This is a genomic window from Halomonas sp. NCCP-2165, assembly GCF_023708045.1.
GTDB classification, from domain to species: Bacteria; Pseudomonadota; Gammaproteobacteria; order Pseudomonadales; family Halomonadaceae; genus Bisbaumannia; species Bisbaumannia pacifica.
Genome location: NZ_BRCY01000018.1, coordinates 1 through 25,711, shown reverse-complemented (window position 1 = coordinate 25,711; position 25,711 = coordinate 1). Strand labels below are relative to the sequence as shown.

The 25,711-nt window shown below is 67.4% G+C and carries 25 protein-coding genes; 15 read left to right on the top strand and 10 right to left on the bottom strand.

The window, feature by feature from the left end:
* Window positions 1-85: 85 nt before the first annotated feature.
* Both NFU04_RS10685 and NFU04_RS10680 read right to left on the bottom strand, forming a co-directional pair.
* Window positions 86-964 carry an aldose 1-epimerase gene (locus NFU04_RS10685; RefSeq protein WP_251309421.1) on the bottom strand — a complete coding sequence of 293 codons (879 nt, stop codon included), beginning with the start codon at window positions 962-964 and terminating at the stop codon, window positions 86-88.
* 9 nt (window positions 965-973) lie between these two features.
* Entirely contained in the window at window positions 974-1,744 is a 771-nt protein-coding gene (locus tag NFU04_RS10680) for an SDR family NAD(P)-dependent oxidoreductase (protein WP_251309420.1), read from the bottom strand.
* 256 nt (window positions 1,745-2,000) lie between these two features.
* Here NFU04_RS10680 and NFU04_RS10675 point away from each other — a divergent pair, with 256 nt between their 5' ends.
* The 7 genes from NFU04_RS10675 (at window position 2,001) to NFU04_RS10645 (ending at window position 8,324) form a co-directional block, all read left to right on the top strand.
* Window positions 2,001-3,203: an ROK family protein gene (locus tag NFU04_RS10675; RefSeq protein ID WP_251309419.1), complete on the top strand. Its 1,203-nt coding sequence runs from the start codon at window positions 2,001-2,003 to the stop codon at window positions 3,201-3,203.
* 102 nt (window positions 3,204-3,305) lie between these two features.
* Entirely contained in the window at window positions 3,306-4,883 is a 1,578-nt protein-coding gene (locus tag NFU04_RS10670; protein ID WP_251309418.1) for an aldehyde dehydrogenase (NADP(+)), read from the top strand.
* Entirely contained in the window at window positions 4,880-6,061 is a 1,182-nt protein-coding gene (locus NFU04_RS10665; RefSeq protein WP_251309417.1) for a fumarylacetoacetate hydrolase family protein, read from the top strand. Before NFU04_RS10670 ends, NFU04_RS10665 begins: the two co-directional genes overlap by 4 nt.
* A 31-nt stretch (window positions 6,062-6,092) precedes the next feature.
* Complete coding sequence (locus NFU04_RS10660; RefSeq protein WP_309296793.1) at window positions 6,093-6,464, top strand: Rossmann-fold NAD(P)-binding domain-containing protein; 372 nt, start codon at window positions 6,093-6,095, stop codon at window positions 6,462-6,464.
* 270 nt (window positions 6,465-6,734) lie between these two features.
* Window positions 6,735-7,415 (top strand): HAD family hydrolase, encoded by a 681-nt coding sequence (locus tag NFU04_RS10655; protein WP_251309416.1) that lies wholly within the window; start codon window positions 6,735-6,737, stop codon window positions 7,413-7,415.
* Window positions 7,416-7,553: 138 nt separating this feature from the next.
* On the top strand, window positions 7,554-7,928 hold the full coding sequence (locus NFU04_RS10650) for a translation initiation factor Sui1 (protein WP_251309415.1): 375 nt from the start codon (window positions 7,554-7,556) through the stop codon (window positions 7,926-7,928).
* Between the two features lie 9 nt (window positions 7,929-7,937).
* On the top strand, window positions 7,938-8,324 hold the full coding sequence (locus NFU04_RS10645) for a YbaY family lipoprotein (RefSeq protein ID WP_251309414.1): 387 nt from the start codon (window positions 7,938-7,940) through the stop codon (window positions 8,322-8,324).
* Here the strand turns inward: NFU04_RS10645 and NFU04_RS10640 are convergent.
* The gene (locus tag NFU04_RS10640; protein WP_251309413.1) at window positions 8,321-8,479 is read right to left on the bottom strand and encodes a hypothetical protein; all 159 of its coding nucleotides are present in this window, start codon (window positions 8,477-8,479) and stop codon (window positions 8,321-8,323) included. The genes NFU04_RS10645 and NFU04_RS10640 overlap by 4 nt on opposite strands.
* A 182-nt stretch (window positions 8,480-8,661) precedes the next feature.
* On the opposite strand from NFU04_RS10640, the gene NFU04_RS10635 reads away from it, so the two are divergent.
* Complete coding sequence (locus NFU04_RS10635; RefSeq protein WP_251309412.1) at window positions 8,662-9,573, top strand: nuclease-related domain-containing protein; 912 nt, start codon at window positions 8,662-8,664, stop codon at window positions 9,571-9,573.
* Between the two features lie 12 nt (window positions 9,574-9,585).
* On the opposite strand, the gene NFU04_RS10630 is transcribed toward NFU04_RS10635, so the two are convergent.
* From NFU04_RS10630 to glnA, 6 genes are all read right to left on the bottom strand, one after another.
* Window positions 9,586-10,311 carry a ribonuclease T2 family protein gene (locus tag NFU04_RS10630; RefSeq protein WP_251309411.1) on the bottom strand — a complete coding sequence of 242 codons (726 nt, stop codon included), beginning with the start codon at window positions 10,309-10,311 and terminating at the stop codon, window positions 9,586-9,588.
* Between the two features lie 128 nt (window positions 10,312-10,439).
* Window positions 10,440-11,780, bottom strand: coding sequence for a deoxyguanosinetriphosphate triphosphohydrolase (locus NFU04_RS10625; protein WP_251309410.1), 1,341 nt, complete (start codon window positions 11,778-11,780; stop codon window positions 10,440-10,442).
* Between the two features lie 92 nt (window positions 11,781-11,872).
* Entirely contained in the window at window positions 11,873-13,282 is a 1,410-nt protein-coding gene (glnG, locus tag NFU04_RS10620; RefSeq protein WP_251309409.1) for a nitrogen regulation protein NR(I), read from the bottom strand.
* Window positions 13,283-13,313: 31 nt separating this feature from the next.
* The gene (gene glnL / locus NFU04_RS10615; protein WP_285835142.1) at window positions 13,314-14,342 is read right to left on the bottom strand and encodes a nitrogen regulation protein NR(II); all 1,029 of its coding nucleotides are present in this window, start codon (window positions 14,340-14,342) and stop codon (window positions 13,314-13,316) included.
* 443 nt (window positions 14,343-14,785) lie between these two features.
* Window positions 14,786-15,328: a DUF4124 domain-containing protein gene (locus NFU04_RS10610; protein ID WP_251309407.1), complete on the bottom strand. Its 543-nt coding sequence runs from the start codon at window positions 15,326-15,328 to the stop codon at window positions 14,786-14,788.
* Window positions 15,329-15,451: 123 nt separating this feature from the next.
* Window positions 15,452-16,858, bottom strand: coding sequence for a glutamate--ammonia ligase (gene glnA / locus NFU04_RS10605; RefSeq protein ID WP_146803114.1), 1,407 nt, complete (start codon window positions 16,856-16,858; stop codon window positions 15,452-15,454).
* Between the two features lie 482 nt (window positions 16,859-17,340).
* Here glnA and NFU04_RS10600 point away from each other — a divergent pair, with 482 nt between their 5' ends.
* The 7 genes from NFU04_RS10600 to NFU04_RS10570 all read left to right on the top strand — a co-directional run bounded on the left by NFU04_RS10600 (window position 17,341) and on the right by NFU04_RS10570 (window position 24,176).
* On the top strand, window positions 17,341-17,871 hold the full coding sequence (locus tag NFU04_RS10600; protein WP_251309406.1) for a hypothetical protein: 531 nt from the start codon (window positions 17,341-17,343) through the stop codon (window positions 17,869-17,871).
* A gap of 119 nt (window positions 17,872-17,990) precedes the next feature.
* Complete coding sequence (typA, locus tag NFU04_RS10595; protein ID WP_251309405.1) at window positions 17,991-19,817, top strand: translational GTPase TypA; 1,827 nt, start codon at window positions 17,991-17,993, stop codon at window positions 19,815-19,817.
* Window positions 19,818-19,923: 106 nt separating this feature from the next.
* On the top strand, window positions 19,924-20,229 hold the full coding sequence (locus NFU04_RS10590) for a hypothetical protein (RefSeq protein ID WP_146803111.1): 306 nt from the start codon (window positions 19,924-19,926) through the stop codon (window positions 20,227-20,229).
* A gap of 150 nt (window positions 20,230-20,379) precedes the next feature.
* Window positions 20,380-21,147, top strand: a complete 768-nt coding sequence (locus NFU04_RS10585) for an ABC transporter ATP-binding protein (RefSeq protein WP_251309404.1) — start codon at window positions 20,380-20,382, stop codon at window positions 21,145-21,147.
* A gap of 13 nt (window positions 21,148-21,160) precedes the next feature.
* Window positions 21,161-21,865, top strand: coding sequence for an ABC transporter ATP-binding protein (locus tag NFU04_RS10580; protein ID WP_251309403.1), 705 nt, complete (start codon window positions 21,161-21,163; stop codon window positions 21,863-21,865).
* Between the two features lie 14 nt (window positions 21,866-21,879).
* Window positions 21,880-22,884 carry a branched-chain amino acid ABC transporter permease gene (locus NFU04_RS10575; protein WP_251309402.1) on the top strand — a complete coding sequence of 335 codons (1,005 nt, stop codon included), beginning with the start codon at window positions 21,880-21,882 and terminating at the stop codon, window positions 22,882-22,884.
* Window positions 22,884-24,176, top strand: coding sequence for a branched-chain amino acid ABC transporter permease (locus NFU04_RS10570; RefSeq protein ID WP_251309401.1), 1,293 nt, complete (start codon window positions 22,884-22,886; stop codon window positions 24,174-24,176). The genes NFU04_RS10575 and NFU04_RS10570 overlap by 1 nt, the downstream gene beginning before the upstream one ends.
* 105 nt (window positions 24,177-24,281) lie before the next feature.
* Here the strand turns inward: NFU04_RS10570 and NFU04_RS10565 are convergent, their stop codons facing one another.
* The gene (locus tag NFU04_RS10565; RefSeq protein ID WP_459382084.1) at window positions 24,282-25,487 is read right to left on the bottom strand and encodes an ABC transporter substrate-binding protein; all 1,206 of its coding nucleotides are present in this window, start codon (window positions 25,485-25,487) and stop codon (window positions 24,282-24,284) included.
* Window positions 25,488-25,711: the final 224 nt, after the last annotated feature.

Below are 25,711 nucleotides of genomic sequence, written 5' to 3'. Positions count from 1 at the left end.
ATACGAAGCCTTATGGGTAAATTTTCTTAACTAACCAGATGTAAAACTCCCGTCGGCCGATCTCCTCTGCTAGTGCATTGGGGCCCTAACGGACCCAGCGAAACCGGCAACGGTAGGCGTGTCGTTCTCCCGCGCCCAGCTCGACCAGCCCCTGGGCCAGAGGATCGGCAGCGTGATGGGCATCGACATCGTGATCGATCGGCTCGAAGCAGAAAAAGTCGGCCTCGGCCCCTGGCGAGTAGACCAGGTAGCGACTGGCCTGCGGCGCGGCGGTGACTTCCAGCGCCATTCTCTCTTCTGGCCAGCGCACCAGGGCGCGCCCACTCCAACCAGTGAAGAGGTTGTCGATCTTGCCCCCGGGCAGGGCCGAAGGGATGGAGAAGTTCCACGCCGCCCCCGCCTCGAGCCGCCGCCATGCGATGGGCAATTGCGCGGCATCCACCTCCCACACGCCCTCGGCGGGTGCCTCGAGGCGCACGTCGGCGCTGCGTAGAAACCAAGGGTGCAGCCCCACACCATAGGGGGCCGGAATCGCGCCCAGATGCGTCACCGCGAGTTCCACCAACAGGCTCTCCGCCTCGAGGCGATAAACCAGTTCGGCCCGATAGTCGAAGGGAGGTTGCTCGCGGGAGCGCAGCACCAGGCGCAGCGCATGCCCTTCATGGGCCTCGATCCGCCAAGGGCGCTGCCAGCCGTCGCCATGGATCGGCAGGGGTTCACTGACGAGATTGGCGGCCAGAGGATAGTGTCGCCCCCGCCAGGCGAAGCCCCCCGTCGAGATGCGGTTCGACCACGGCACCAGCGGGTACATGGCTAGCCGGTTGGGGTCCCGTTCGTCATCGACACCGGGTCGCATCAACGCCACCGGGCCGCCTTCGGTCAGGGCATCGAAGCGCACCACGGCGCCACCGATGGCCGGGGCGACCACAAGGCGCAGCCTGCCGTTATCGAGGGTGATCGTCATGGCGGCGACTCAGCCCCAGCCACCATCGACGGCGAGCTCCTGTCCGGAAATCGCCAGGCTATCGGCGCTGGCCAGGAAGAGCACGGCCGGCGCGACATGCTGCGGCTCCAGGCGCACCTTCAGGCACTGATGATCCTGGATCGAGGCCTCCTCCTCGGGACCGATCCACTTCTCGAGTTGCCGCTCGGTCATGACCGAGCCAGGCACCAGGGTGTTGACGCGAATATTGTGCGGCCCCAGGTCACGGGCCAGGCTGCGCGTCAGTCCGTGTACCGCCGCCTTGGCGGTGACGTAGGAGGAGAGATCGCCGATCGCCATCCGCACACTGATCGAGCCGAAGTTGATGATCGAACCGCCACCGGCCTCGATCATCTGATGGGCCACCGCCTGCGCCGCGAAGAACATCGGCCGCAGATTGAGCGACATGCGCTCGTCCCAGTAATCGACATCGACATCCTGCCAGGCATGCCGGTCATCGTTGGCCGCGTTGTTCACCAACGTATGAATCGGCCCCAGCGTCTGGCCCACCTCCGCGATGACCGCCTGCAGGGCCGCCACATCACGAATGTCGCAGTGGCGATACTGCGGCGCCCGTCCGGTTTCCGCCTTCAGCCCCTCGACCAGCGCCTGGCTGGCGGCCTCAGCGATATCGACGAAGACCACCTTGGCGCCCTGGTGATGAAAGGCGCGGGTCAATCCCGCGCCAATACCGCTACCGCCGCCGGTGATGAAGACCACCTGCCGTTCCAGACTAGAGTAGCGTGTCGCGTCATTGCTCATCTTGGCTCCACTTAGTTTTATCTATTTACTAAGTGAAGAATGATCGGCGCCCTCCCACTCTTCAATGAGACGTTAGTAGGAGTGAAGGAAGTTTCGATGAGGTAAGGTAGAATTAGCAGCTGGATCAGGCCGCTGACGGCGCATCCGGCGAGGTGACTCGCCGTGTGCGATTCGTTCAATATAAGTACCAAGATCCGGCGCGTGATGCTCGCCGAGCCACCGACACCGGCCGGAATGGATAGGGTTCGTTTCTCTCATGCCAACCAGCTTCCAGCAGCACAAGGCGGGTGACCTGCACTTCCTCAAGCGCCTCAACCGTAGCGCCATCCTCGAGTTGGTGCGCCGCACCCCCGGCCTGACCCGGGCCGATATCGCCACCCAGGCCCAATTGACCAAGGCCACGGTGGGCGCCGGAGTGCAGTCCCTGCTGAACCAAGGCTGGCTGCGTGAAGGCGAACTACAGAAGAGCAGTGGGGGCCGGCCGGGCCGGGCCCTACACCTCAACGACAGTCACTACGCCATGCTCGGTGCCGAGATCGGCGTGCATGGCTTGCGCCTGGTGGCCTGTACGCCCTCCGGCGAGATCCTCGCCTCGCACCATGAACGCCTGGTCCCAACCAGCCCCGAGGCCACCGCCGAACTGCTCGCCGAACTGCTGCACGCGCTGATAGCGTCGCCGCAGCTCGCCGGCTCCCGCAGCCTCGGCGTCGGGGTCGCCCTACCGGGCCCCGTGGCTCCGGGCGAATCCGTACTGCGCCTGGCACCGAACCTGGGCTGGCGAGACGTGCGCTTCCTCGACCTGTTGCGCCCCCACCTCCCCCGACTGGAGGGCGTCTGGCTGATGGACAACGAGGCCAAGTCGGCCGCTTTCGGGGAATTCTATTTCCGCACCGGCCAGATTCCCGGCTCCCTGGTCTACGTCAGTGCTGGCACCGGCATCGGTAGCGGTATGGCCGAGGGCAATCATATGCCACTGATCTCTCGGGGTTTCCAGGGACTAGCCGGAGAAATCGGCCATACCGTCTTGCAGCCCGGCGGGCTCTACTGCCACTGCGGTAACCGAGGCTGTGCGGAGACCCTGGTCAGCGGCTGGTCAATCCGGGCGGCTCTCGGGATCGCCGAGGAAGACGATCTCATCGAGGCTCTGCTGCCCCGGCTGCACGAGGCACCGGTCCAGCTCACCCTGCGCCGCGCCGGCGAGGCCTTGGGCACCCTGCTGCTCAATTTGCATCACACCCAGAACCCCGACGAAATCGTCCTCGGCGGTTCGCTGGTCCAATTGGGCTCCCCGCTCCTCGAACCGGCCCTAGCCTACTTCAAGACGAACCAGAACCGCCTGCTAGGTACCAGCCAACAGGTACCGCTGCGGGTGATCGAGGATTCCACCTTCATCGCCGCCCGCGGTGCCGCCGCCCAGGTACTGGCCAACGTCATCCATGGCCCCAGCGACCTCATCTGAGCCATCGACCAAAGTCGAGCACACCGAATAAGTAAAAAGCTTGAACTTACATAACCAGCCACCCAGGATAATAAATAGATCCAACCAACCTGGGAGACCCTTATGCGACTGGAAGGCACCCTACTGATTGGCCAGCAGGCCATTACCGGCACCCGTGGCGAGATCCGCGCCATCGACCCGGCCAGCGACGAGGCCCTGGAACCCATCTACCACGGCGGCGGCAAGGCCGAGGTGGAGCAGGCCTGCGAGCTGGCCCGGGCCGCCTTCGATACCTATCGTGAAACCTCCCTGGAAGCCCGCGCGGCCTTCCTCGAGGCCATCGCCATCGAGATCGAGGGGCTCGGCGATGACCTGATCACCCGTGCCATGGCCGAGACCGGCTTGCCCCGGGCACGTCTGGAGGGCGAGCGCGGCCGCACCTGCGGCCAGTTGCGGCTGTTCGCCTCGGTGGTGCGCGCCGGCGAGTGGCTCGACGTGCGTATCGACCGGGCCCTGCCCGAGCGGGCGCCGCTGCCTCGCGCCGACCTGCGTCAGCGACATATCGCCCTCGGCCCGGTGGCGGTGTTCGGCGCCTCCAACTTCCCGCTGGCCTTCAGCGTGGCCGGTGGCGATACCGCCTCGGCCCTGGCCGCCGGCTGCCCGGTGGTGGTCAAGGCTCACTCCGCCCACCCCGGCACCTCCGAGCTGGTCGGCCGCGCCGTCCAGGCGGCGGTGGCCAAGTGCGACTTGCCCGAGGGCGTCTTCTCGCTGCTGTTCGGTTCCGGCAACGAGATCGGCCAGGCCCTGGTCGCCGATCCGCGCATCCAAGCGGTGGGCTTCACCGGCTCCCGCGCTGGCGGCATGGCGCTGATGGCCACCGCCCAGGCGCGGCCCCAGCCGATCCCGGTGTATGCCGAGATGAGCTCCATCAATCCGGTGCTCCTGCTGCCCGAGGCCCTCGAGGCTCACGGCAAGGCGATCGCCGAGGGCTTCGTGGCCTCGCTGAACATGGGCGCCGGTCAATTCTGCACCAATCCCGGCCTGGTGCTGGGCATCAAGGGCCAGGCCCTGGACGCCTTCGTCGCGGCCGCCGGAGAGGCGGTAGCGGCCAGCGCCGCCCAGACCATGCTGACTCCGGGCATCCACGGGGCCTATGAGCAGGGCGTCGGCCAACTGACCGCCCATGCCCGTGAGGTGGCCCGTGGTCAGGCCGGGGAGGGGCCTCACCAGTGCCGGAGCGGCCTCTTCGTGGCTAGCGGCGGCGACTTCTTGGGCAGCGAGGCCCTGCAGGCCGAGGTGTTCGGATCGGCTTCCCTGGTGATCGAGTGCGCCGACCTCGACGAGATGCGCGCCGTGGCCGAGCGGCTCGAGGGCCAGCTCACCGCCACCCTGCAGATGGACGATGCCGACCTGGAGGCCGCCCGGGCCCTGCTGCCGACCCTGGAGCGCCGGGCGGGGCGGATCCTGGTCAACGGCTGGCCCACCGGGGTCGAGGTGTGTCACGCCATGGTTCATGGCGGCCCCTTCCCAGCCACTTCTGATGCCCGTTCCACCTCGGTGGGCAGCGCGGCCATCCAGCGCTTCCTGCGTCCGGTGTGTTATCAGGATCTGCCCGAGGGGCTGTTGCCCGAGGCCCTCAAGGATGCCAACCCGCTGGGCGTCAGTCGCCTGGTGGGTGGCAAGCGTGAGGTGTCGGCATGATTAATAAAGCCACCACCATGAACTCTTCTTTCCTGCTTCCTGACGATCTGAATCGCGCCCTCCTGGCAGGGCGCGTCTGGCGCGATACCCCTCGGCCGGGACCGGCACTGGTCGTGGTCCGCCAGGGCGAGGTACTGGACATCAGCGCCCACTACGACAGCATGGCCGACCTGCTGGATCAGGCAGATGCCGCCGAGATCGTCTCGCGCCTGCAGGGCGAGTCGCTCGGCTCCGTTGATAGGCTGCTGGAAAACTCGCTGACATCTCCCCAAGTCTCGCCCTACCTACTCGCCCCCTGCGACCTTCAAGCGATCAAGGCCTGTGGGGTGACCTTTGCCGTCAGCTTGATGGAGCGCGTCATCGAGGAGCAGGCGGCAGGCGACCCCGCTCGTGCCGCCGAGCTACGCCGCGAGCTCCAGGCCCTGATCGGCAGCGACCTCTCACAGATCGTCCCCGGCTCCGAAGAGGCCATGGCGCTAAAGGGCGAGCTCCAGGCTCGTGGCGCCTGGTCGCAGTACATGGAGGTGGGCCTCGGACAAGATGCCGAGGTTTTCACCAAGTCTCAGCCTCTCTCATCCATGGGCTTTGGCGCCTGGGTAGGCCTGCATCCGGCGTCACAGTGGAACAATCCTGAGCCGGAGATCGTGCTGGCGGTCGACGCTAGCGGCACTCCCAAGGGAGCGACGCTCGGCAACGACGTCAATCTTCGCGACATCGAGGGGCGCAGTGCCTTGCTGCTGGGCAAGGCCAAGGACAACAACGCTTCCTGTGCACTGGGTCCCTTCATTCGGCTGTTCGACGACGCCTTCACCCTCGACACGGTGCGCCAGGCACGAGTCTCGCTGCGTATCGAGGGCCTAGACGATGGTTTCGTCCTCGAGGACAGCAGCGACATGCGCCAAATCAGTCGCGATCCGCTGGACCTGGTTCACCAGACCATTGGCGCCCACCACCAGTACCCGGATGGCTTCATGCTGTTCCTCGGCACCATGTTCTCGCCGATCCAGGACCGCGATGGCGAAGGCCAGGGGTTCACCCATCATCTGGGCGACACCGTCACCATCGCCACGCCGGCCCTGGGAGCCCTGATCAATCGGGTCGATCGCAGCGACCGCCTGCCGCCCTGGACCTTCGGCATCCGGGCCTGGATTAACCATCGACGCTCTGCGGACGGATGAATACCATAAGGCGTATTTGAAGGAGTTCCGGGTGCCCCAGCGAATCGTCGCCTTTCGTCGCCTCCAGCCCCACCACCGGGAGCAGCTCGCCCGGGACGCCCGGGTGGACTACTTCGAGGACCTGGAGAGCGTCGAGGATCCCGACTTCCGCGCCGCCCTGCGCCAGGCAGACGGTTTGATCGGCGCCGGCCTGAGGATTCCCGAGCCCCTGTTCGACGAGGCGCCGAGGCTCAAGGCCATCGCCACCATCTCGGTGGGCTACGACCACTACCCGCTGGAGGCCCTGACCCGCCGCGGCATCCTGCTCTGCAACACCCCGGACGTGCTCACCGAGACCACCGCCGACACCGGCTTCGCGCTGATCATGGCCTGTGCCCGACGGGTGGTGGAGCTGGCCAACTGAGTCCGCCACTTATGAGACCCGCGAGGCGATGACCCAGCGTGCCGTGGATAATCTGCGCCAGGCGCTGCGCGGCGAGCGTCCCGACGACCTGGTCAACGCGGCGGCCTGGGGACGCGAGTAGGCGATACGCCTTCCCGATGAAGGGAAAAATGACAAGGTTTATGAACAGCGTTCACAAAATTCCGAAAATGGGCTTCAATAGTGGGTAGGGCGGTCGATATCTGTAAGAATATCGATAGAAGCACCTGACTGGCGTGCGAGGTTGAGGCGATGACGACTCCCCACTGTCTATTGTTCGATTGCGATGGAACCCTGGTCGATAGCGAACCCCTGCTGGCGGATGAGATGGCGACCAGCCTGGCCGCCGTGGGGCTGCCCTTCGTCGCCGAGGACTATATGGGGGAGTTTCGCGGCGCCCGCTTCGTGCATATCGTCAGCGAACTGCAGCGCCGCCACGGCGAGGTCGACCCGGAACGCCTCAAGGCCAGCGAGGCGCGCATGCGCCGTCGCCTGGCGGAGCGCCTGGCCAGCGAGCTGACCCCCCTGCCCGGAGTGCGCGAGGCCCTCGATAGCCTGGCTCGGATCCCCCACGCCGTGGTCTCCAACGGCCCCGAGACCAAGATTCGCGCCAGCCTCGAGGCCACCGGCCTCAGCGATTATTTCGGCGACCACCTGTTCAGCGGCTACTCGGCCCAGTGCTGGAAGCCCGACCCCTGTCTCTACCTGCATGCCGCCACCATCATGGGCTACGAGGCCCGCCATTGCGTGGCCATCGACGACGCCATCGTCGGCGTCAAGGCGGCCCTGGCCGCCGGCATGACGGTAATTCACCTCAACCGCTTCCCCGACGTGGAGACCACCCCGGCGGGTGCCATCGCCATCAGCAATATGCATCAGCTGCCCACGGTGATCGAGCACCTCAGCCGGCGCCCCGCCGTCGTGGCCCGTTAGTCACGAATTCACGCTCTGGGCCCGATTTATCCACAGCGCCCGGCTAATCGAGGCGCTGTGGATAAGTTGGGTCGCTATCGAGGCCGCCGGCGGCTGGTTTATCATGGGGCGACATCCCACACGCCGAGGACTGCCCCCATGGCCTCACTGCAGGATCAACTCCGCGGCCTGGTCTACTCCACCGAACACGGCCAGACCTGTCCCGACTGTCGCCAGCCCCTGGACGGCTGCCAGTGCGCCGACCAGGCCGAGCAGGCGCGCCTGGCCGCGCTCGACGGCGTCGTGCGCATCCGCCGCGAGACCAGCGGTCGCAAGGGCAAGGGGGTGACCACCCTCAGCGGCGTGCCGCTGCCCGCCGCCGAGCTCAAGGCCCTGGCCAAGCAGCTCAAGCAGCGCTGCGGCACCGGCGGCGCGGTCAAGGAGGGGATCATCGAGATCCAGGGCGACCATCGCGCCACCCTCAAGGCGGAGCTGGAAAGCCGTGGCTATACCGTCAAGCTGGCCGGCGGCTAAGGAGACCCCATGAATCTTCGACGCAAGGCGGGCCTCGCCACACTGCTGCTGGGGGCGGCCCTGCTGGCCGGCTGCGCCGGCGGCCCCGAGTTTCGTACCCTGGAGGCGCGGGTGGTCAGTCAGGCGCCCCTGACACTGGGCCCCGAGGCGGAACTCCGCGTCAGCCTGGAGCGCGAGGACGGCGGGGTGATCGCCGAGACCCGCCAGCGGCGCCTGGGCGACGCCCCCATACCGGTGCGCTTGAGCTACGACGCCCGCTCCCTGGCCCAGGGCGACGCGGCCCTGCACGCGGAGATCCGCGAGGCGGGGCGACTGCGCTATCGCCAGACGGAACCCCGGCCCTTCGCTCCCGGCGCCAACGAGCCGGTGACCCTGACCCTCGAGCCCGTCGACTAGAAACGGGCGGCCAAGGCAGCCAGGCTCTCGCCGATGGGCAGCGACGCCTTGAGGGCATAGAGATCATCGGCTCGGGTACGCCCCCGGTTCAGGCAGGCCACCGGCTTGCCGGCATGAGCCGCCTGGCGCACCAGGCGAAAGCCGGAATAGACCATCAGCGACGACCCCACCACCAGCAGCCGGGGATATCGCTCGATAAAGGCGGCCAGGGCCTCCAGGGGGGGCCTGGGGAGACTCGCGTTGCTGCATGACTCACGACCAAGGATGCGTGGCTCCCGGCCGATGGGGCCACTAGAATGAACGCCTATTGATATATCACGGGCAAGGACTCGTTGCGATGGCCTGGCTGGAATACCTGCTTCCCCTGATCTTCCTCTTCCCCCTGGCGGCCACCGCGGTGATCGTGGTGGCCCTGAAGAGCCTGCACGACGCCCGGGTCCACTCCCCCTTCGATGCGCACCCCCTGCGGGAGGCGGGGCAGGCCCTGCGCGACCGCCTGGATCGCGCCTTCGCCAGCCTCTTCCTGGATGCCGCCCTGGGGCCCATCGTGGTACTGGCGCCGCTGGTCTATGGCATGGGGCGGATGCTCTTCGCCAGCGAGCAGAACTGGCTCGAATGGACCCTCTATGGCGCCCTCTGCACCCTGCTGGCCCTGGGCTTCTGCCTGCTGCTGATCCGCGACTACCAGCGCATTCGCCGCCTCAAGCTGGGGCTGGCCTGCGAGCTGGCGGTGGGTCAGGAGCTGGAGCGACTGATCCGGCCGGAGGCCCACCCCTACCATGTCTTCCATGATGTGCCCGCCGACACCTACACCATCGATCATGTGGCGGTGACCCCCCATGGGGTCTTCGTGATCGAGACCCGGGCCCGCACCCGCCCCTTCGATGCCCGCGGGCGGGAGCAGACCCAGGTGGCGGTGGAGCGCGAGCGGCTGCGCTTCCCCGGCTGGAGCGAACGCCGGCCGCTGCGCAAGACCCGCCAGGCGACGCGCTGGCTGCGCCACTGGCTGGCCCGGGAGTGCGGCGGGGAGATCCCGGTGCAGGGCATCCTCGCCCTGCCCGGCTGGGACGTCGACACCAGCGAGGCCGCCGCCGACCTGCTGGTGGTGGGCGGCGACTCCCTGGCGGCACTGATCGATGCCACGCCCCTGGCGCCGCTCGACGGCGCGGCCCATGACAAGGCCATCCAGGCCCTGGCCAGGCGCGCCGCCCTGCTCGATCTCAAGCACCTGCAACAGCCGTCCGTCTAAGTCCGGGCCGCCTCACTCGAAGGTGGCGATATGTACCCGGCCGGCGCAGCGCCCCCGGGCCTGGCGCACCAGGCTTTCCGCCGCGGGAAAATCGCCCAGGCGCTGGCTATCGATGGCGATACGCACCTCGGTCAGGGTGCGATTGCCGCGCCCCCGACACTCCAACCGCAGGGCCCGGCCACTGCCCTCGCCGAAGGCCGCCTCGAAAGCGCGGATCAGGTCGTTGCGGCCCACCTCGCCGCCCTGGTTGAGCACCACGAAGTCGGCGAAGGCACTGGCATTGACCGCTTCCTGCAGGCGCAGGGCGGCGGTGAAATAGGCCTCCTGAGGCAATGCCAGGCAGGCGGCATGCTTGGCGTACTGGTAACGCGCCAGGCAGCTATGGCGCCCCGGCATGGCCTCCGTCAGGGCCGCGGCCAGGGGCTCGGAGAGGGCCAGGGGCGGGTGGGCGCGACAGAAGCCGCCGTCCGGACGCGGTCGCTCCAGGAAACAGCCCTGCCGCCACCAGCGGCGCCGATCGACGCCCTCCTCGGCGAAGCGCCCCGGCAGCGAGGGCCAGAGGCCATGCAGCACAAAGCCCCGATCCGCACCACGCCTTAAGTCTCGCTCTCGGCACTCCCGGGGCGGCCCGCGGTGGCTGTCGCAGAAGCCGGGGTGCCAGGTCAGCGCGAGGGTGAAGTGCTCGACGCCCTCCGCCTCCAGGGCCCGGGCCGGGGCGCTGCCCAGCCACAGGGCCACGAAGGCACCGAGGAGTATTGCGCCCCACCCCGACGGACCTAATACTCCGCGCTTTCGACGCCGGCTCAACGACACGCTCGCCTCCATGAAACCGATCACCTTCGATGTCTTCCGCACCCTGGGCATCATTAATCGCCCTTGAGGCGGCCGCCCATCTCCTGGGCCAGGTCGACGGCATAGTGATCCGTCATGCCACCGATAAAGTCGAGCATGCGCCGGTAGCTGTCGTAGAGGGGCCAGGAGGGCAGCGGGGTGTTCTCGCCGATCAGCGCCAGCACCCGCTGATGCTTGAAGCTGGAGCGCCCCTGGTGGTGCAGCTCGTGGGCGGCGCCGATAAAGGCCTCCAGCAGGATACCCAGGGTGGTATAGGCGCCGATCTCCAGCTTGGCCTTGCGCTCGTTCTGGAAGATGCGCTCCCGGGCCAGGGTCTTGGCGGCCTTGACCCCCCAGTCCAGGTCCGGGTGGCAGAGCTCCAGCAGGTCGTCCTTGAGGGCGCCGTTGAGCAGTTCCTGCTCATGGGCCACGAAGACCGCCCCCACCTCGCTTACCGCCCGCTCCATGGCGGCGCCGCGCAGGGCGGCGATACGACGGCGCTGGGAGACCCCCTGCTCGGCCATGCGGGCGTATTCCGGCGGCGCCTCCCCGGCGATCTGGATCAGCACCTCGGCCACCTCGTCGTAGCGCAGGATGCCCATCTCCAGGCCGTCCTCCAGGTCGAGCAGGGCGTAGCAGATATCGTCGGCGGCCTCGACCAGGTAGGCCAGGGGGTGGCGGCACCAGGCCCAGTCGCCCCGGGGACTCAGCCCCAGGCGCTCGGCCACCTCGGCCAGCAGCGCCCGCTCCGACTGGTAGCAGCCGAACTTGCCGGCGCTGCCGCCGTGCTCCACCGTCCAGGGGTACTTGAGCAGGGTGCCCAGGGTGGCGGTACTCAGACGCATGCCGCCGCGGAACTGGTTGTATTCGATCTGGGTGACGATGCGAAAGCCCTGGGCATTGCCCTCGTAGGTCAGCAGGTCGGCCCGCTGGGTGTCGCTGAGGCCCTCCAGCAGGCCGCTGCCGTCGGACTCGGCGCGCTTGAACCAGTCGCGGATGGCGTACTCGCCGGCGTGGCCGAAGGGCGGGTTGCCGATATCGTGGCCCAGGCAGGCGGCCTGGACGATCACCCCCAGGTCCGCCGGGGTGATCCGGGCCGGCAGCCGCTCGCGCAGCCCCTCGCCGACGATCATGCCTAGGGAACGGCCCACGCAGCCCACCTCCAGGGAGTGGGTCAGGCGGGTATGGATATGGTCGTTCTCGGTGAGCGGGTGCACCTGGGTCTTGCGTCCCAGGCGGCGGAAGGAGCCGGAGAAGACGATCCGGTCATGATCCTTGTGGAAGGGGGTGCGGCCCGGCTCGGCGCTGCCGCGCCCCCCCCGGGTATCGTGCAGCCGGCCGGGGTCGAGCAGCCGTTCCCAGTGCATCTGCGTCATGGCGCCTCCTGGTGGGAAGCCTCCATTGTGCACCCGGGCCGGCCCGGCGGGAAGTCAGGGCTCTCCTATTGCCGTGGCATCCCGGCCGTCGCTTAATCGTCCGCCAGCGCCGGCAGCAGGGTCTTTAATTTCCGCGTCAGGGTATTGCGTCCCCAGCCCAGCAGCTCGGCGGCCTCGCCTTTCCTGCCACCGGTATGCCTGAGGGCGGTCTCGATCAGGATCTTCTCGAAATCCGGGACGGCTTCCTCCAGCAGATGGGTGTGCCCCGCGGCCAGGGCCCGGTCGGCCCAGTCGCGGAAGGCGGCTCGCCAGTCGCCGGGGCTGACCTCGCCGGCCTCGCGTTGACGCAGCTCCGGAGGCAGGTCGTCCACCAGCACCTCGCGCCCCGAGGCCATCACCGTCAGCCAGCGGCAGGTGTTCTCCAGCTGGCGCACGTTACCCGGCCAGGGCAGGCGCGTCAGGTGCTCCTCGGCCTCCCGGGTCAGCACCTTGATCTCGGTGTCCAGCTCCTTGGCCGCCTCGGCCAGGAAGTGTCGCGCCAGGCGCGGGATATCCTCGCGGCGCTCGGCGAGCCGCGGCAGGTGTACCCGGATGACGTTGAGGCGGTGGAAGAGGTCCTCCCGGAAGCGCCCGTCCTCCACCAGCCGTTCCAGGTGCTGGTGGGTGGCGGCGATGATCCGCACGTCCACCTTCACCGGGGTATGGCCGCCGACCCGATAGAACTCGCCGTCGGCCAGCACCCGCAGCAGCCGGGTCTGGGTGTCCGGCGGCATATCGCCGATCTCGTCGAGGAAGAGGGTGCCGCCGTCGGCCTGCTCGAAGCGCCCGCGGCGCTGGGCAGAGGCCCCGGTAAAGGCGCCCTTCTCGTGGCCGAACAGCTCCGACTCCATCAGGTCCTTGGGAATCGCCGCCATGTTCAGGGCGATAAAGGGATGGCTGGCCCGGGGGCTGTGCTGGTGCAGGGCCTGGGCCACCCGCTCCTTGCCGGTCCCCGACTCGCCGTTGATCAGCACGGTGATATGCGACTGGGAGAGCCGGCCGATGGCCCGGAACACCTCCTGCATGGCCGGCGCCTCGCCGATGATCTCGGCGGTGAGCCCCTCCGGCACCGCCGCCGGGGACTGGCGCTCCCGGGCATGGGCCACGGCACGGCGCACCAGGGCCAGGGCCTCGTCCACGTCGAAGGGCTTGGGCAGATACTCGAAGGCGCCGCCCTGGTAGGAGGCCACGGCGCTGTCCAGATCCGAATGGGCGGTCATCACGATCACCGGCAGGTCCGGATGGCTTTCGCGTACCCGGGCCATCAGGTCCAGGCCATCCAGCCCCGGCATGCGAATATCGGTGAGCAGTACCTCCGGCGGGTTCGCCAGGACCCGCTCCAGGGCCCGGTCGGCCCGCTCGAAGCACTCCACCTGGAGATCGGGCTGTGCCAGGGCACGCTCCAGCACCCAGCGAATGGCGCGGTCGTCGTCGACGATCACGATGCGAGCGGCGTCGGTCATCAGTCTCTCCTGGATTGGGAAAAGGGGAACATCAGCTGGCCTCCAGCGGAATCAGCAGACGGAACTCGGTATGGCCCGGGGTCGAGTCGCACTCAATCAGGCCCTGGTGCTGGTGGAGGATCGACTGGGCGATGGAGAGCCCCAGGCCACTGCCACTGGCCCGCCCCGAGACCATCGGATAGAAGAGGGTCTCCTGCAGCACCTCGGGGATTCCCGGGCCGTTGTCGATCACCGCCACCTCGCAGACCAGACGGTGGCGTTCGGCACCCAGGGTGAACTGGCGCCGCGCCCGGGTGCGCAGCATCAGGCGCGGCGCAGGGATGGCGTGCTCCTCCAGGGCCTGGACGGCGTTGCGGGCCACATTGAGCACCGCCTGGATCAGCTGCGCCTCCTCCCCCGAGAGCTCCGGCAGGCTGGGGTCATAGTCGCGCGCCACCTCGATATCCGGGTGTTCGGCCAGCACCAGGCTGCGCACCCGCTCGAGCACCTGGTGAATATTCAGCGGCGCCGGCTCGCGCAGCTGGTTGGGGCCCAGCATGCGATCCACCAGGTCGCGCAGGCGATCCACCTCCTCGACGATGATATGGGTGAACTCGGCGAGTTGAGGATCGGGCAGGTCCCGCTCCAGCAACTGGGCGGCACCGCGAATGCCTCCCAGGGGGTTCTTGACCTCGTGAGCCAGGCCCCGGGAGAGCACCTTGATCGCCTCCTGGCGGGCGATCAACGCCTCCTCCCGGGAGATGCGCAACAGGCGGTCCCGCGGCTCGATCTCCAGCAGCAGCTCGTCCTCGGACAGCGGCGTGACGGTGAAATCCACCGTCACCGGCTCCTGCCCCGGCAAGGGCAGGCTCGCCTCGCGCTGGGTATAGGGGTGAAACTCGCGGCGCGCCTTGGTCAGCACCTCGGCCACCGACTCCAGGCTCTCCAGGCGCGTGCCGCGCACCCGCCCCAGGCTGACCGCCAGCAACGACTCGGCGGCGGGGTTCATCCAGCGAAGGTGCAGCGCACCATCGAGGAGCAGCACCGCCGTGGACAGGTGTTCGAGTAAGCGTTGATACATGGGGCATCCCGATGGCAACGGAGTAAGGGCCGATCGTTCCGGCGACTCCCCTTGCACTTGCAAGAAGCGCGCCAGCACGCGGCGGCGGAAAACTCGGGGCTGCCGGCAAGGGTCGCGCCCGTTCACGCACCATTTTAGTGCATCACGGGAGGGCGAGGCGCGATAAGCAGGCGAGGGAGCCGCGATGTGGCTCAGCGGTGATCGCGATGACGCCAGCGACGCCGCGGCTCATGGGCGGGGGCGTTGCGCCGCAGGCCGGGCCAGGGCTCGCCGGGGCGATACTCCAGGGCGCTGCGCTGACGCAGCTGGCGGGCATGATCGAAGGCATCGAAACCGCGCTCCGGCGTGCGCGGCGGCTCGACATGACGGTGGCGCGAGTGGTCTCGGCAGGGCGGCGTCGCGGCGTCGAAGCAGGGAAAACGGAAGCCGCGCCGGCCGATGAGCTAATCGCCCCGCGCCTGCACGCTCACGGTGATCGGCGGGCTACGGTGGCGCACCCGGCCGGCGCCATCCAGCAGCTCCGCCTGCAGGGTGCGCTGCCCCGGCGCGAGGCGCGGCACGATAAAGGCGCGGGTGTGCATCGCCGACTGACTCAGTTGCCCATCCACCAGCAGGCGCACCCGATGGTCCTCCCTCAGCCCCGGCTCGATGGCCAGCTCCACGGTGAGGTTCTGGGAGCGGGCCTGGCTCAGCGTCATGGCGTCACGAGGGTTCATGATGCGGAAGGTGGAGTAGGGCATAAAGGGCGAGGCCAGGGAGCCCGTCGCCGGCCGCCGCGGCGCCGGAGCCGGCGACGCGGCGGGCACCGGGTCCAGGGTCCGCGAGGGCACCACGGTCAGCGGCGCCACCTCCACGGGCTCGCCCCGCTCGGGGTTGTCGGTAAAGATCACGTTGCCCTGGGCATCGACACTGCGATAGACGGTGTCGGCCCCGGCCAGGGGGACCAGGCAACAGCTCACCAGCAAGCAGAGTAGGCGGAGTTTCACGAGCGACCCCCTAATGCGGAGCGGCGGAAGGAGAGATGAGATGCATCGTTAGATAGTGTAAGACAAAAAGGGGTTCCGCCGACGGCGGAACCCCTTGCACAGCCAACGCTAAGGGCGTGGCGCTTAGCAGCTGTAGTACATGTCGAACTCGATCGGGTGTGTGGTCATGCGGATGCGCTCCACGTCTTCCATCTTCAGTTCGATATAGGCATCGATCATGTCGTCGGTGAAGACGCCGCCCTCGGTGAGGAAGGCACGGTCGGCGTCCAGGGCGTCCAGGGCCTGATCCAGGCTGTTGGCCACGGTGGGGATGGACTTGCCCTCTTCCGGCGGCAGGTCATAGAGGTTCTTGTCCATGGCGTCGCCGGGGTGGATCTTGTTCTTGATGCCGTCGATCCCCGCCATCAGCATCGCCGCGAAGCACAGGTAGGGGTTGGCGGTCGGGTCGGGGAAACGGGCCTCGACGCGCTTGCCCTTGGGGCTGGCGGTGTAGGGGATACGAATGGAGGCGGAGCGGTTGCGGGCGCTGTAGGCCAGCATCACCGGCGCCTCGAAGCCCGGCACCAGACGCTTGTAGGAGTTGGTGGAGGCGTTGGTGAAGGCGTTCAGGGCCCGGGCGTGCTTGATGATGCCGCCGATGTAGTAGAGGGCCATCTCGGAGAGGCCCGCGTACTGGTCGCCGGCGAACTGGTTCTGGCCATCCTTCCAGAAGGACTGGTGGACGTGCATGCCGGAACCGTTGTCACCCACCAGCGGCTTGGGCATGAAGGTGGCGGTCTTGCCGTAGGCGTGAGCCACGTTGTGGATCACGTACTTCATTTCCTGAACTTCGTCGGCCTTCTTCACCAGGGTGTTGAACTTGACGCCGATCTCGTTCTGGCCGGCGTTGGCCACCTCGTGGTGGTGCACCTCGACGCTCTGGCCGATGGCCTCCAGGGTGTTGCACATGGCGCCACGGATATCGTGGAAGCTGTCCACCGGGGGTACCGGGAAGTAGCCGCCCTTGACCCGCGGACGGTGCGCCAGGTTGCCGCCCTCGACCTGACGGTCGGTGGCCCAGGCCCCCTCTTCGGAGGTGATCTTGTACATGGCGCCTTCGATATCGGCCTTCCAGTGCACCTCGTCGAAGATGAAGAACTCCGGCTCCGGGCCGAAGAAGGCGGTGTCGCCCAGGCCGGTGGACTGCAGGTAGGCCTCGGCGCGCTTGGCGATGGAGCGCGGATCCCGCTCGTAGCCCTGCATGGTGGCCGGCTCGATGATATCGCAGCGCAGCACCAGGGTGGCGTCTTCGGTGAAGGGGTCGAGGAAGGCGGTGCCATCTTCCGGGCGCAGGATCATGTCGGACTCGTTGATGCCCTTCCAGCCGGAGATGGAGGAACCATCGAACATCTGGCCGTTTTCGAAGAACTCCTCATCCACGTCACGGGCGGGGATGGTGACATGCTGCTCCTTGCCGCGGGTATCGGTGAAACGCAGGTCCACCCACTTGACGTCATGCTCTTCGATCAGGGCGAGGGTCTTCTCGGCCATGGTGTCCTCCAGTCGTGAACGTATGGCTAGTGTTATCTGGCTAGCGTATCCAGCGTCGTTTGTAGCATGTCATGGGCACCCTGCCCACGACCGCCGCCACCAGAAACGCGCTCCGTGGCTTTGTACTCGATAATGCAGGCGGCGTGCCAAAATGCAGCAAGGCGCTCGCCAATCAAGGTAATCATCTGAATTAAAAAGAAATAATCCTTGCGCCATGGTGGCGCACGAGTCGTGACCCTCCTCCCGGATGGCCGCCGCCGCCCCGAAAGGCGCCATCAAGGTGCAAGAAAACCGCCACATGCACCATAGTAGTGCATTTGCCGCCCGAGGCCTTCCCGCATCCGATTCGCCGCCGCTCATTGATACCTGGAGCAACCTATTACTACAATTTGTTACCAACCTTGAGGCCGGCGCTCCTGGGTCACCGGAATTTCCGGTGTCGTGTCCCACGCCGAGACCGACCCCGCGGCGGAGGGCTGCCCGTGGTGCATCGCACCTGCATCATTATCGACGCTTGCCTGATGGCCACCTGGCTGCCCCGTCAGCTGCCGGGCCTGCGCCATTTGCGCCGCCATCATGCCGGTCAGCTCGATATCCATGTGGTCAGCGAGTCGTATCAACCCCGCCTGCAGGCCCTGAGTCGGCGCTTCGGCCTGACCCTGGAGGTGGTGCCCGAGCCTACTGCCGGGGCCCGGAGCAACCGCCTGGTTCAGGGCACCCAGGGCGAGCTGCTGATCTTCCCCTCGCCCCAATACGGCCTGCCGCCCCAGTGGCTGTCGCGACTGACCTCCGGCGCCGATGACTGGGATGCCCTGCTCTTCACCCCGCCCCAGCGCGCCTGGCGACCCTGGCAGCGCCTGTGGCGAACGCCGGCCACCGGGACCCTCTGCGTGCGCCGCGACTGGTTCGAACGCCTGGGCGGCTTCGACCCCAGCCTGGATCGCCAGGCCCACCAGGACCTCCTGGCCCGCCTGCGCGCTTGTCATGCCCGCATCCGCACCCTCTCCGGCTGATTCCCGCGCCGCCAAGCCCTTGATCTACCGTTTCCACGCAGATTTCTCGGTGTCAGTGCTGGTAGCCGCCGCGGCCCGGAGACTATAATGCGGCCCAATTTTCGCAGCAGGATCCCGTCGTGATCGAGAATCTTCGCAACATCGCCATCATCGCTCACGTCGACCATGGCAAGACCACCCTGGTCGACAAACTCCTCCAGCAGTCCGGCACCCTGGACCGCAAGGCCGAGGGGCAGGAGCGCATCATGGACTCCAACGACCAGGAGAAGGAACGCGGCATCACCATCCTGGCCAAGAACACGGCGATCCGCTGGCAGGACGGCAATGGCCGCGACTACCACATCAACATCGTCGACACCCCGGGACACGCCGACTTCGGCGGCGAGGTGGAGCGGGTGATGTCCATGGTCGACTCGGTGCTGCTGCTGGTGGACGCCGTCGACGGCCCCATGCCGCAGACCCGCTTCGTGACCCAGAAGGCCTTCGATCAGGGCCTCAAGCCGATCGTGGTGGTCAACAAGATCGACCGCCCCGGCGCACGTCCCGACTGGGTCATCGACCAGATCTTCGATCTCTTCGATAACCTGGGCGCCTCCGACGAGCAGCTCGACTTCCCGATCATCTACTGCTCGGCCCTCAACGGCATCGCCGGCATGGAGCCGGAGGCGCTGGCCGAGGACATGAACCCCATGTTCCAGGCCATCGTCGATATCGTCGAGCCGCCCAAGGTGGAAATCGACGGCCCCTTCCAGATGCAGATCTCGGCACTGGACTACAACAGCTACGTGGGCGTCATCGGCCTGGGCCGCATCAAGCGCGGCGCCATCTCCCCCAACCAGCAGATCACCGTGATCGGCACCGACGGCAAGACCCGCAAGGGCAAGATCGGTCAGGTGATGACCCACCTGGGGCTGGAGCGGGTGCAGACCGAGCAGGCCACCGCCGGCGACATCATCTGCATCACCGGCATCGATGACCTGGCCATCTCCGACACCCTCTGCGACCCGATCGCCGTCGAGGCGCTGCCGCCGCTGTCGGTGGACGAGCCCACCGTCTCCATGACCTTCCAGGTCAACGACTCGCCGATGGCCGGCCGTGACGGCAAGTACGTCACCAGCCGCAACATCAAGGATCGCCTCGATCAGGAGCTGATCCACAACGTGGCGCTGCGCGTCGAACAGGGCGAGAGCCCGGAGAAGTTCATCGTCTCCGGCCGCGGCGAGCTGCACCTCTCGGTGCTAATCGAGACCATGCGCCGCGAGGGCTTCGAGCTGGCCGTGGGCCGTCCCGAGGTGATCATCAAGGAGATCGACGGGATCAAGCAGGAGCCCTACGAAGAGGTGATCATCGACTGCGAGGAGCAGCATCAGGGCGCCATCATGGAGGAGCTCGGCTACCGCAAGGGCGAGCTGACCAACATGAACCCGGACGGCAAGGGTCGGGTGCGTCTCGACTTCCTGATCCCGGCGCGCGGCCTGATCGGCTTCCGCGGCCAGTTCATGACCCTCACCTCGGGCACCGGCATCCTCACCAGCCGCTTCGACCACTATGGCGCGCTCAAGCCGGATGCCGCCATCGAGCGTCGCAACGGCGTGCTGGTCTCCATGGTCGACGGCAAGGCCCTGGCCTACGCCCTCTACGCCCTGCAGGATCGCGGCAAGCTGATCATCGATCACGGCACCGAGGTCTACGAGGGCATGCTGATCGGCATCCATAGCCGTGCCAACGACCTGGTGGTCAACCCCACCAAGGGCAAGAAGCTCGACAACATGCGCGCCTCCGGCAACGACGAGAACATCGTCCTGACCCCGCCGGTGCGCTTCACCCTGGAGCAGGCCATCGAGTTCCTCGACGACGACGAGCTGGTGGAGGTGACCCCCAACCATATCCGCCTGCGCAAGAAGTTCCTCAAGGAGAACGAGCGCAAGCGCGCCAGCAAGAAGTAAGCCGCTCCGCCAGACCCACGCAGCCCGCCCCTCGGCGGGCTGCGTCGTTTCTGGCCCTGGCCGGCGCAGCGGCTACGCTTGAAACACACCACCCAGGAGAAGCCCCATGCACAAGCACGTCGACTGGGACGAGCCGGGCGCCGACAGCGTCCTCGCCCACTATGCCAAGGACCCCAATCACCGGGCCGAGCCGGCAAGCGGCGATATCCTCTCGGCGCGCCTCGATGGCCTGGTGGTCCGGGTCCGCGTCGAGGCCCATGTGGAGGCCACCAGCATCGGCGAGGTGGTGGCGCTGATCGACCCCGCCAGCGGCGAGCGCAAGAAGAGCCACGGCAAGCTGGCCCTGGGCGATACCGTGCGCCTGCCCGATGACAAGCGCGCCTTCGAGCCTCGCGACGAGATGCCGGACTGAGGCGCGGCGCGAACCACGACCTTGGTCGGAGCCCCCCCGGCCGAGGCTCGCGTCCCAACGTCCGTTTAACGCTCTCGCTCTGGTCAAGCGCCGCGCCCTGACGCAAAGTAGGACCAGCCTGCCATAACACCAACAACCACGAGATAGGGCATGAGCACGATTATCGACGTCCGCCACGTCAACAAGGCGTTCGGCGGCCTCAGGGTCATCAATGACTGCTCCATCCGCGTGGAGCAGGGCTCGATTACCGGCCTGATCGGCCCCAATGGGGCCGGCAAGTCGACCCTCTTCAATATCATCGCCGGGGCCCTGCCCCTGGACTCTGGCCAGGTCTTCCTCGACGGCGAGGAGATCACCAACCGCCCCGCCAATGAGCTCTTCCACCAGGGGTTGCTGCGCACCTTCCAGATCGCCCACGAGTTCTCCCAGCTGACCGCCCTGGAGAATCTGATGATGGTGCCGCCCGACCAGGCCGGCGAGAGCCTGTTCGGCGCCTGGTTCCGGCCCGCCCGGGTGCACCAGGAGGAGGCCCAGGTACGCCAGAAGGCCCTGGAAGTCATCGACTTCGTGGGCCTCGGCCATGTCCGCAACGAGCTGGCCGGCAACCTCTCCGGCGGCCAGAAGAAGCTGCTGGAGCTGGGCCGCACCATGATGGTGGATGCCCGGGTGGTGCTCCTCGACGAGATCGCCGCCGGGGTCAATCGCACCCTGCTGGGCGACCTGGTGACCAATATCGAGCGCCTCAACCGGGAGCTGGGCTACACCTTCCTGGTCATCGAGCACGACATGGACATGATCGCCCGCCTCTGCGACCCGGTGATCGTGCTGGCCGAGGGCAGCGTGATGGTCCAGGGCAGCATCGAGGAGATCCAGAACGATCCCGTCGTCATCGACGCCTATTTCGGCGCCCAGCCCTAGTCGGAGACCACCCATGGCACTACTGGAAGCACGCAACGTACACGGTGGCTACGGCGGCATGAATATCCTCAATGGCGTCAGCATGGCCATCGAGGCGGACGAGGTCGGCGTCATCGTCGGTCCCAACGGCGCCGGCAAGTCGACCATGCTCAAGGCGATCTTCGGCCTGCTGGAGGTCAACCAGGGCGAGATCCTGCTGCGCGGCGAGCCCATCACCAACCTCTCCCCGGACCGCCTGGTCCATCGCGGCATGGGCTTCGTGCCCCAGGAGAAGAACATCTTCCCCAGCCTGACGGTGGAGGAGAACCTGGAGATGGGCGCCTATATCCATCCCCAGCGCTTTCGCCCCATGCTCGAGCGGGTCTACGACTTCTTCCCGCCCCTCAAGGACAAGCGCCGCCAGCCCGCCGGCGAGCTCTCCGGCGGTCAGCGCCAGATGGTGGCCATGGGCCGGGCGCTGATGGTCGAGCCCAGCCTGCTGCTGCTCGACGAGCCCACCGCCGGCCTCTCGCCCCTCTACATGAACGAGATCTTCGCCCGGGTGCAGGAGATCAACGCCGCCGGGGTCGGCATCCTGATGGTCGAGCAACACGCCAAGCAGGCCCTGGCCATCGCCGACAAGGGCTTCGTGCTGGCCGCCGGCCAGAACCGCTTCACCGATACCGGCGACAACCTGCTCAACGACCCCGAGGTCGCGAAGAGCTTCCTGGGCGGCTGAGAGGAGACAACGCCTTGAACGAACTGGTCTTCTTTATCAATAACGTGGTGGTGGCCGGCAGCGTCACCGGCTCCATCTATGCCATCGGCGCGGTGGGGGTGACGCTGATCTTCAGCATCATGCGCTTCGCCCACTTCGCCCATGCCGACATGATGACCTTCGGTGCCCTGATGGTGCTGGTGCTGACCAGCGCCTTCCCCGAGGTCGGTGGCGCCGTGGGGCTGCCCACCGCCGTGGTCATGCTGCCCCTGGCCATGGCGCTCACCGCGCTGCTGGCGGTGGGCATCGACAAGGGCTTCTACAAGCCGCTGCGGGCCCACGGGGTCAAGCCCATCGTCATGGTGATCGGCTCCCTGGGGGTCGCGCTGATCCTGCAGGGGCTGATCCGCCTGTTCGCCGGCACCCGGGCCCAGAGCCTGTATATCGCCGAGCGCAAGGAGATCTTCCGCCTGGAGCTGCCCTTCGAGTCGGTCACCCGGCCGATCATCGTCACCGAGCCCCAGGTGATTCTCTTTATCCTCACCCTGGCGGCGGTGATCGGGCTGCACCTCTTCCTCAATCGCACCCGCACCGGCAAGGCGATGCGCGCCATGTCCGACAACCCCGACCTGGCGCGGGCCTCGGGGATCAACACCAGCCGCATCGTCACCATCACCTGGGTCATCGCCGGCGGCCTGGCCGCGGTGGCCGGCACCCTGCTGTCGCTGGACGTGGCCTTCAAGCCGGACCTCAGCTTCTTCCTGCTGCTGCCGATCTTCGCCGCGGCCATCGTCGGCGGCGTGGGCCACCCCTACGGGGCCATCGCCGGTGGCTTCGTGGTGGGCTTCGCCGAGACCCTGGCGGTGTTCAACTGGGCGGTGCTGCTGCGGCCCCTCCAGCAGCACTTCCCCGACTGGCTGGAGCTGCCCCGTAACCTCGCCTTCGTCGGCACCGAGTACAAGATCGTGGTGCCCTTCTTCATCCTGGTGGCCATCCTGGTATGGCGCCCCACCGGCATCTTCAAGGGGAAGGTGATCTGATGAACAAGCCTGCAACTGCCGAGCAGCCGAGCCGCTTCCCGCTCCGCGAGCTATCGCTGTGCCTCGCCCTGGCGGCGGCCATCCTGGCGGTCTACGCCATCATGGGCGGGGCCTACAGCACCCGCATGCTGGTGGAGGCGGCCTGCTACGCCATCCTGGCCCTGGGCCTGACCATCCAGTGGGGCTATGCCGGCCAGTTCAACGCCGGCGTCATGGGCTTCGTCGCCCTGGGCGGGGCCTGCGCCATGACCTTCAGCGTGCCGGTCAACGAGGCCTTCTGGGCCAGCGAGCTGCCCTTCGAGCTGGGTCGGGTGCTGCTCTATGCCCTGGCCGCCATCGTCCTGGTGTGGGGCGCCACCCGCCTCGACCGGCTGGGGGTGCCGAAGACGCTGCGCACCCTGATCGCCGTGGCCCTGGCGCTGCTGCTCTACCTGGTGGTGATCAGCCTGCTGCGCGGGGTCACCGACGAGATCGAGTCCCGGGTCGGCTTTATCGGCGGCCTGGGGCTGCCCGCCGGGGTCGGCTGGGTCGTCGGCGGCGCCCTGGCCGGCGGCGTGGGCTACTTTATCGGCCATATCTGCCTGGGGCTGCGCAGCGACTACCTGGCCATCGCCACCCTGGGCATCGCCGAGATCATCAAGGCCTTCCTCAAGAACTCCGACTGGCTGACCCGCGGCACCGCCACCGTCTCGCCGCTGCCCTGGCCCACCCCCGGGCCCGGCGAGCTGGGCTTCGTGATGGCGCGCTCGATCTACCTGGTGGTCACCGCGCTGATCATCGCCGTGATCTTCTTCCTGCTGCACCGCGCCTACAACGCCGCCTGGGGGCGCACCATCCGCGCCATCCGCGACAACGAGATCTCCTCGGCGGCCATGGGCAAGGACGTCAACCGCCGCCGCCTGCAGATCTTCGTGCTGGGCTGCATCCTGATGGGCATCGGCGGCGCCGCCCTGACCAGCTTCAACAGCATCTTCGACCCCCAGGGCTACCTGCCCCTCAACCACACCTTCCTGGTGCTGGTGATGGTGATCCTCGGCGGCCCCGGCAACAACCTGGGCACCATTATCGGCGCCGTGCTGGTCTACCTGATCTGGATCATGTCGGAGCCCCTGGCCCTCTACCTGATGCAGCTGGCCTCCAGCCTCGGCGAGGGCCTGGGCTGGGTCGACCCCGCCGATATGCAGAGTCGCGCCCTGCAGGCCCGGGTGCTGGTGATCGGCCTGCTGATCACCCTGGTGCTGCGCTTCGCCCCCAAGGGACTGCTGCCGGAGAAGATCAAGCACCACGGCTGATTCGGCGCACCGAGTACCAACGCAAACCAACGAAAAGGCCCCGCTCTTATGCGGGGCCTTGGCTTCGCGGCGGCACTAACTCGTCGATCGAGACGGGCCGTCCTTCTAGAGGTCGAGGAAGTCCTTGGTCACGAAGCGGCCGTCTTCCACGGTCATCTCCACCACCACCCCGGGCACGTCACCATTGTCGTCGAACTCGTGGCTGCCGGAGGCGCCCTCGTAGTTGATCTCCTCGCCGGCGGCGATCAGCTCCACCGCCTTCTCCCACTCGCCGGGCAGGATCACCTCGCCGGGGGCGCTGGACACGCTGCGCAGGGCCGCGGAGAGCCCCTCGCGTTCGGCGTTACCGTTCTGCTCGATGGCCAGGGCCAGCAGGAAGGCGGCGTCATAGGCCTGGGCGGCGAACACCGCGCTGGGGTCGATGCCCGCCTCGGTGGCCATCTCTGCGAAGAGCTCGGCGCCGGGAATATCCGGGCTGCCCGGGCGAGTGGCGATCATCCCCTCGAGGACGTCGGCACCGATCGCCTCCACCAGGCTGTCGCCGACCATGCCGTCGGCGCCGATGTACTGGGTGAACATGCCGCTCTCGTAGGCCTGACGCATGATGGTCTGGCCGGAGGTATCGGCATAGGCCAGCACCACCAGGGCCTGGGTACCGGAGGCCGACAGGGAGCCCAGCTCGGAGCGGTAGTCGGCGCGGTTGTCCTCGTGGGCCAGGTTGGCCGCCACCATGCCGCCCTCGGCCTCGAAGGTGGTGGTGAAGGCATCGGCCAGGCCGCGACCGTAGTCGTTGTTCACATAGGTGACCGCCACTTCGTCGATGCCCTTCTGCAACACCAGCTTGGCGAGCATCTCGCCCTGGAAGGCATCGGAGGGCACGGTGCGGAACACCAGGTCGTTATCGTCCAGGCCGGTGACCGCCGGGGCGGTGGAGGCCGGCGAGACCATCACCACGCCGCCGGGGATGCCGGCGTTGTTGGCCGCCGCCACGGTGGCCCCGGTACACAGGGCGCCGACGATGGCGGTGACCTGCTCGGAATTGACCATGCGATCCGCCGCGTTGGAGGCCGCCGAGGCATCGCTGCAGGTGGTATCGCCGGTGGGCATTACCAGGGTCTCGCCGCCGAGGATGCCGCCCTGGGCATTGACCTGCTCCACCGCCAGGCGGGCGCCGTCATGAATCGGCGGCGTCAGACTCTCGATCCCTCCGGTGAAGCCTCCCAGGAAGCCCACCTTGACCTCGGCCTGGGCCGCGCCGGCCAGCGCCGTGGCGGATGCCGCCACGGCCATCGCTAACAGAGCCTTCTTCATGATTATTCTCGCTGTTGCTGATTGAGGAGTGACGACTTAACTCTGGAAGCCCCCCGAGGAAAAGACAAGTGCCCGCCACCAACGCTGGCGGTGGACCGGCGCCCGGCTTCTATACTGAGGCCGGCCACCCCGACAAGGAGATCGCCCATGGCTTCCCGAGCCCCCCGCGCCGCCCCTGCCCCGAGACTGCCCGCGCCCCTGGCGCTGGTCGGCGAGGCCGTCCC

Bases quoted from the DNA above. Each gene is read 5' to 3' on its own strand.
- NFU04_RS10665 (WP_251309417.1), top strand. From the start codon at position 4,880: ATGATTAATAAAGCCACCACCATGAACTCTTCTTTCCTGCTTCCTGAC.
- NFU04_RS10565 (WP_459382084.1), bottom strand. From the start codon at position 25,487: ATGAAGAAGGCTCTGTTAGCGATGGCCGTGGCGGCATCCGCCACGGCG.
- NFU04_RS10640 (WP_251309413.1), bottom strand. From the start codon at position 8,479: ATGGTCTATTCCGGCTTTCGCCTGGTGCGCCAGGCGGCTCATGCCGGC.
- NFU04_RS10680 (WP_251309420.1), bottom strand. From the start codon at position 1,744: ATGAGCAATGACGCGACACGCTACTCTAGTCTGGAACGGCAGGTGGTC.
- NFU04_RS10570 (WP_251309401.1), top strand. From the start codon at position 22,884: ATGAACAAGCCTGCAACTGCCGAGCAGCCGAGCCGCTTCCCGCTCCGC.
- NFU04_RS10675 (WP_251309419.1), top strand. From the start codon at position 2,001: ATGCCAACCAGCTTCCAGCAGCACAAGGCGGGTGACCTGCACTTCCTC.
- NFU04_RS10625 (WP_251309410.1), bottom strand. From the start codon at position 11,780: ATGACGCAGATGCACTGGGAACGGCTGCTCGACCCCGGCCGGCTGCAC.
- NFU04_RS10655 (WP_251309416.1), top strand. From the start codon at position 6,735: ATGACGACTCCCCACTGTCTATTGTTCGATTGCGATGGAACCCTGGTC.
- glnG (WP_251309409.1), bottom strand. From the start codon at position 13,282: ATGACCGACGCCGCTCGCATCGTGATCGTCGACGACGACCGCGCCATT.
- NFU04_RS10685 (WP_251309421.1), bottom strand. From the start codon at position 964: ATGACGATCACCCTCGATAACGGCAGGCTGCGCCTTGTGGTCGCCCCG.
- NFU04_RS10645 (WP_251309414.1), top strand. From the start codon at position 7,938: ATGAATCTTCGACGCAAGGCGGGCCTCGCCACACTGCTGCTGGGGGCG.
- NFU04_RS10670 (WP_251309418.1), top strand. From the start codon at position 3,306: ATGCGACTGGAAGGCACCCTACTGATTGGCCAGCAGGCCATTACCGGC.
- NFU04_RS10585 (WP_251309404.1), top strand. From the start codon at position 20,380: ATGAGCACGATTATCGACGTCCGCCACGTCAACAAGGCGTTCGGCGGC.
- NFU04_RS10580 (WP_251309403.1), top strand. From the start codon at position 21,161: ATGGCACTACTGGAAGCACGCAACGTACACGGTGGCTACGGCGGCATG.
- NFU04_RS10590 (WP_146803111.1), top strand. From the start codon at position 19,924: ATGCACAAGCACGTCGACTGGGACGAGCCGGGCGCCGACAGCGTCCTC.
- glnA (WP_146803114.1), bottom strand. From the start codon at position 16,858: ATGGCCGAGAAGACCCTCGCCCTGATCGAAGAGCATGACGTCAAGTGG.
- NFU04_RS10635 (WP_251309412.1), top strand. From the start codon at position 8,662: ATGGCCTGGCTGGAATACCTGCTTCCCCTGATCTTCCTCTTCCCCCTG.
- NFU04_RS10650 (WP_251309415.1), top strand. From the start codon at position 7,554: ATGGCCTCACTGCAGGATCAACTCCGCGGCCTGGTCTACTCCACCGAA.
- glnL (WP_285835142.1), bottom strand. From the start codon at position 14,342: ATGTATCAACGCTTACTCGAACACCTGTCCACGGCGGTGCTGCTCCTC.